3 protein-coding genes and 1 pseudogene are annotated in these 4,440 nt (G+C 73.9%); all 4 read left to right on the top strand.

The window, feature by feature from the left end; all coding sequences use genetic code 11:
• Positions 1-184 precede the first annotated feature (184 nt).
• Positions 185-1,804 carry a glycosyltransferase family 2 protein gene (locus tag H1A17_RS33500; RefSeq protein ID WP_228544728.1) on the top strand — a complete coding sequence of 540 codons (1,620 nt, stop codon included), beginning with the start codon at positions 185-187 and terminating at the stop codon, positions 1,802-1,804.
• Positions 1,801-2,799, top strand: a complete 999-nt coding sequence (locus H1A17_RS33495) for a glycoside hydrolase family 26 protein (RefSeq protein WP_145921556.1) — start codon at positions 1,801-1,803, stop codon at positions 2,797-2,799. Before H1A17_RS33500 ends, H1A17_RS33495 begins: the two co-directional genes overlap by 4 nt.
• A 109-nt stretch (positions 2,800-2,908) precedes the next feature.
• On the top strand, positions 2,909-4,144 hold the full coding sequence (locus H1A17_RS33490; RefSeq protein ID WP_194823766.1) for a type VII secretion protein EccE: 1,236 nt from the start codon (positions 2,909-2,911) through the stop codon (positions 4,142-4,144).
• Positions 4,141-4,440, top strand: a pseudogene (locus H1A17_RS33485) (hypothetical protein); the annotation flags it as partial. The gene H1A17_RS33490 and the pseudogene H1A17_RS33485, both read left to right, overlap by 4 nt.

The following is a 4,440-nucleotide window of genomic DNA, read 5'->3' as shown; positions in this document are numbered from 1 at the left end:
GTCGGTGCCTCGGGACCCGGCCGTGCCGACGCCACGCGGGCCGAGGGCGGCTCCTCCCGCGCGTCCCCCGGCGGTGGTCCCCGCCTCGCGTGCCCCGCTGCCGGCCCCCGCTCCGGACGACCCGGTGACGCTGCCGACGCGTCGGGGTCCGGCGGCGGTGCCGACCCCGCGAATGCCGTCGGCGATGCCGACCCCTGTGGCACCGACCCCGGTGGGGCCGTCGGCGCGGGAGGCGGTGGCACCGGCGGCGCTCGGTCGACCGGTGACGGTCGACCCGTCCCTGCCGTTGCCGCCGGACGACGACGAGAAGGCCGCCTACCGGCACCGCCGGCTGCCGGTGCTGATGATCGCCTCGTTCGTCAGCTTCACCGGGCTGCTCACCAGCCAGCTGCTCTTCGTCCGGATGGCGCCCTGGCTGCTGTTGCTGCTGCCGCTGTTCGGCTTCACCGTCCTCTACTACCTGATCTCGGCGACGGTGAACATCGGCACGCCCGGGTTCGACCTGGACCGGCACCGTCGGCTGGTGCGCGACTTCCGGCCGCCCGTGCACCCGTCGGTGGACGTGTTCCTGCCGGTCTGCGGCGAGGCGACCGAGGTGCTCCGCAACACCTGGGAGCACGTCAGCCGGATGGTCGACCACTACCCGGGCCGGGTGCACGTCTACGTGCTCGACGACTCGGCGACCGACGAGCGGGAGGCGATGGCGCTCGCCTTCGGCTACGTCTACCAGCGCCGCCCCAACCGGGGCTGGTACAAGAAGGCCGGCAACATGCGGTACGCATACCAGCGCACGCTGGGCGAGCACATCCTGGTGCTGGACGCCGACTTCACCCCCCGGCACGACATGCTCGACGAGATGGTGCCCTACCTGGCCGCCGAGCCGGATCTCGGGATCGTGCAGTCCCCGCAGTACTTCCGGGTGCACTCCGGGCAGGGCTGGCTGGAACGCGGGGCCGGGGCGGTGCAGGAGCTGTTCTACCGGATGGTGCAGGTGTCCCGGCAGCACCACGAGGCGGCGATCTGCGTCGGCAGCTGCGCGCTCTACCGCCGGGAGGCGCTCGACGCGATCGGCGGTTCCACCCTGATCGAGCACTCCGAGGACGTCCACACCGGATTCGACATGCGGCGGCGCGGCTGGCGGCTGCGCTACCTGCCGGTGCCGCTGGCCACCGGCCTGTGCCCGGCCGACGTCAACTCGTTCTTCACCCAGCAGTACCGCTGGTGCGCCGGCTCGATGAGCCTGCTCGGGTCGACGAAGTTCTGGAACACCCGGATGCGGCTGCGCACCCGGCTGTCGTACCTCTCCGGGTTCTGCTACTACCTGCACACGGCGCTGTTCACCTTCGTCGGGCCGCTGGTGCCGATCGTGCTGCTGGCCTGGTTCCCGCAGTCGGTGGCCCCGGCCAACTACGTGTGGATCGTGCCCAGCCTGATCTACAACCTGGTGGTGTTCCCGCTGTGGCACCGGTGCGCCTACCGGGTGGAGGCGTGGACCGTCAAGATGATCTACGGCTGGTCGCACGCCTTCGCCATCTGGGACCTGCTGCGCGGGCAGAGCATGGGCTGGCAGCCCACCGGCGGCACGGGACGGAAGAACAGGACGGGTCGACTGTGGTGGGGAATGGCCGTCTGCACGGCGGGCAGCGGAGCACTCTGGACCGGCCTGGCGGCCCACCGGATGATCACCGACGACCTGTGGACCTTCGCGCCGGCCTTCCTCGGTGGCGCGTTCTACCTGGCCGTCGCGTTGCAGGCGCTGCTGGTGAAGCCGGCGCGGGACATCCGGCCGGAGCGTTCCCGGTGACCTCCCGCCAACTGTTCACCATCGTGACGCTGTTCGTGATCGGGGTCTTCGGCTACGCCGCGCTCGCACCCAGCCCCGCCAGCCGGCCGGCCCGCTTCGCCACCGAACCCAGCGCGTCGGCCTCCCCCACCGGCCCGCCCCCGGCGTACGACGTCCGCCCGCTGGTGCAACCGCAGGGCCGCTACCTGGGGGTGGCGCTGAGCGGGGCACCGCAGGACATGAGCCGGGTCGACCGGTTCGCCGACCTCGTCGGCAGCAAACCCAACATCATCACCATCTACGAGAGCTTCGACGACGAGTTCGCCGCCGCCGAGGTCCGCCGGGTCCACCGGTACGGCGCACTGCCGATCGTCCGCTGGGAGCCGTTCAAGGCGAAACTGAAGGACATCGCCGCCGGCCGGCACGACCCGTACCTGGTGGAGTTCGCCGTCGCGGTACGCCGGCTCAACCTGCCGGTCGCGCTCACCATCGCGCACGAGATGAACGGCCACTGGTACTCCTGGGGCGCGCACGACAACACCGCCAAGGAGTTCGTCGCCGCCTGGCGGCACATCCACGCCGTCTTCGCCCGCGCCGACGCCACGAACGTCATCTGGACCTGGACCCCGAACGTGGTCAACCCGGTCCCGTCGGTGAAGCTCGCCCCGCTCTACCCCGGCGACGCGTACGTGGACTGGGTCGGCATCGACGGCTACTTCACCCGGCGCGGCGAGCAGACCTTCGACGACCTGTTCGGACCCACCATCACGCAGGTCCGGAAGTTCACCACCCGGCCGCTGCTGATCGTGGAGACCGGGTCCGAGCCGGGCGCGATGCGCCGCCGGGCGGTCGACGAACTCTTCACCGCCATGCGGAAACGACCCGACCTGCTCGGGTTCGTCTACTTCAACCAGAAGGGCTCCGGCGACTGGGTGATCGACTCGGACAAGCCGGCGCTCGCCGCGTACCGGTCCGGGGCGGCGGCCGACCCCCGGATCGGTTTCCGGGTCAACTGACCCGGGCCGCCGACCCACGGGCCCCGGGGCGCTGCGCCGGGTTCCTATGATGAGGGCGGCCTGCCGTGGGCGGGCCGCACGGGTCGACGCGTCTGGGGGGCAGCCGGAGATGACCGGAGCACCACGGCCGGCACACGCCGCACTCCCGGCGGACGACCCCGACGCCCGGGTGCACCTGGCACCCCGCCGCCGGCCCGGCCGGATCGGCGAACTGCACGTGCTGCAACTGCTCCTGCTGGAGGCGGTGCTGCTCGGCGTCCTCGCCAGTGGACTGTTCGGGCTGCCGGTGCTGGTCGTCGCCGCACTGTGCGGCGTACTCCTGCTGACCGTGGTGTTCCTGCGCTCGCGGGGCCGCTGGTGGCTGGAACGGCGGGCCCTGGCCCGGCACCAGCGGCGACGGGCCGCCGCGACGGTCCCGGTCGCCGCCGACCCGGGGTTGGACGCCCTGCAACGACTCGCGCCCGGCCTGTCGGTGGGCACCGTGGCGATGGCCGACGGTACGCGGATCGGGGTGGCCCGCGACGACGCCGGCTGGTTCGCGGTGGCCGCCGTCGACGGCTCCGGGCCGACCGGTGACGCGCCGGCCGGCCTGCCGCTGGACGTGCTGGCCACCGCGCTGGCCGAGTCCGGCCAGCCGGGCACCGTGCTCCAGGTGGTGACCAGCACCGTGCCGGCCGGCGGTCCGACCGACGACCCGACCGCCCCGGCGCGGGAGTCCTACCGGCAGTTGCTGGCCGGCCTCGGCGGCACTCCGGTCCCGGCCGGCCGGGCGACCTGGGTGGCGGTCCGGCTGGACGCCCGCGCGCTGGCCGAGGCGGTCGGCGACTACGCGGTCGACCTGGGCGTAGCCCCCTCGGTGGTGGCCGCGCTGGCCCGCCAGACCGGCAGGTCGCTGCGCCGCAGCGGGGTCGAACACCGGCTGTTGGACGCGCACGGCCTGCTCGCCGCCGTCGGCCGGTCCTGCGGCTTCACCCCCGGCGTCCCGGCCGGCGCGACCGAAGTCCGCGAGGAGTGGTCGGCGTGGCACTGCGGGCCGCTCGCGCACCGCTCGTTCTGGATCCGGCGCTGGCCGCCGGTCGACCGGGCGGCGGCCATGCTCGGCTGGCTGGAGACACTGCCGGCGTCGCTGGTGACGGTGTCGTTGACGGTGGCCACGAACGGCCCGGGTGAGGATCTCGACCTGCGCGGCCTGGTCCGGGTGACCGGGCCGGCGGAGTTGCTGCCGCAGCTGTGCGGGCCGGCGGTCGACGGGGTACGGCAGGCCGGCGGGGAACTCTTCCCACTCGACGGCGAACACGGCCCGGCGGTGTACGCGTCGGCACCGACGGGAGGTGGCGCGGGATGACCGGCCCTGGTGACGACCGGCGTACGGCGGTGCCGGCCACCTTCGGCACCTCCCCCGACCAGCCGGCCGGACCGTACCGGGACCCGTACCTGCAGGGGCCGGCCGGTGAGCCGTACCCGGTGGGTGGGCCGGATCCGCAGGGGCCGGCGGTGGCCGGGGCGTACCCGGGCGGGGCGGTCGCCTCGGCCGCCGTACCGCCGCCGGTGGCCGCGCCGCCGGTGGCCGCGCCACCGGTCGCCGCGGACGCGCCGGTGCTGGGCGCGCCCCGCGCCCGGGTCGACGCGGAGGCCGACGCC

The sequence above is a fragment of the Micromonospora sp. S-DT3-3-22 genome, assembly GCF_015354745.1.
Classification (GTDB): Bacteria; Actinomycetota; Actinomycetes; order Mycobacteriales; family Micromonosporaceae; genus Micromonospora; species Micromonospora wenchangensis.
This window is presented reverse-complemented; position numbering and strand designations above follow the sequence as displayed.

Excerpts from the sequence above, each read along its gene's own strand:
- H1A17_RS33500 (WP_228544728.1), top strand. The coding sequence starts at position 185 with ATGCCGACCCCTGTGGCACCGACCCCGGTGGGGCCGTCGGCGCGGGAG.
- H1A17_RS33490 (WP_194823766.1), top strand. The coding sequence starts at position 2,909 with ATGACCGGAGCACCACGGCCGGCACACGCCGCACTCCCGGCGGACGAC.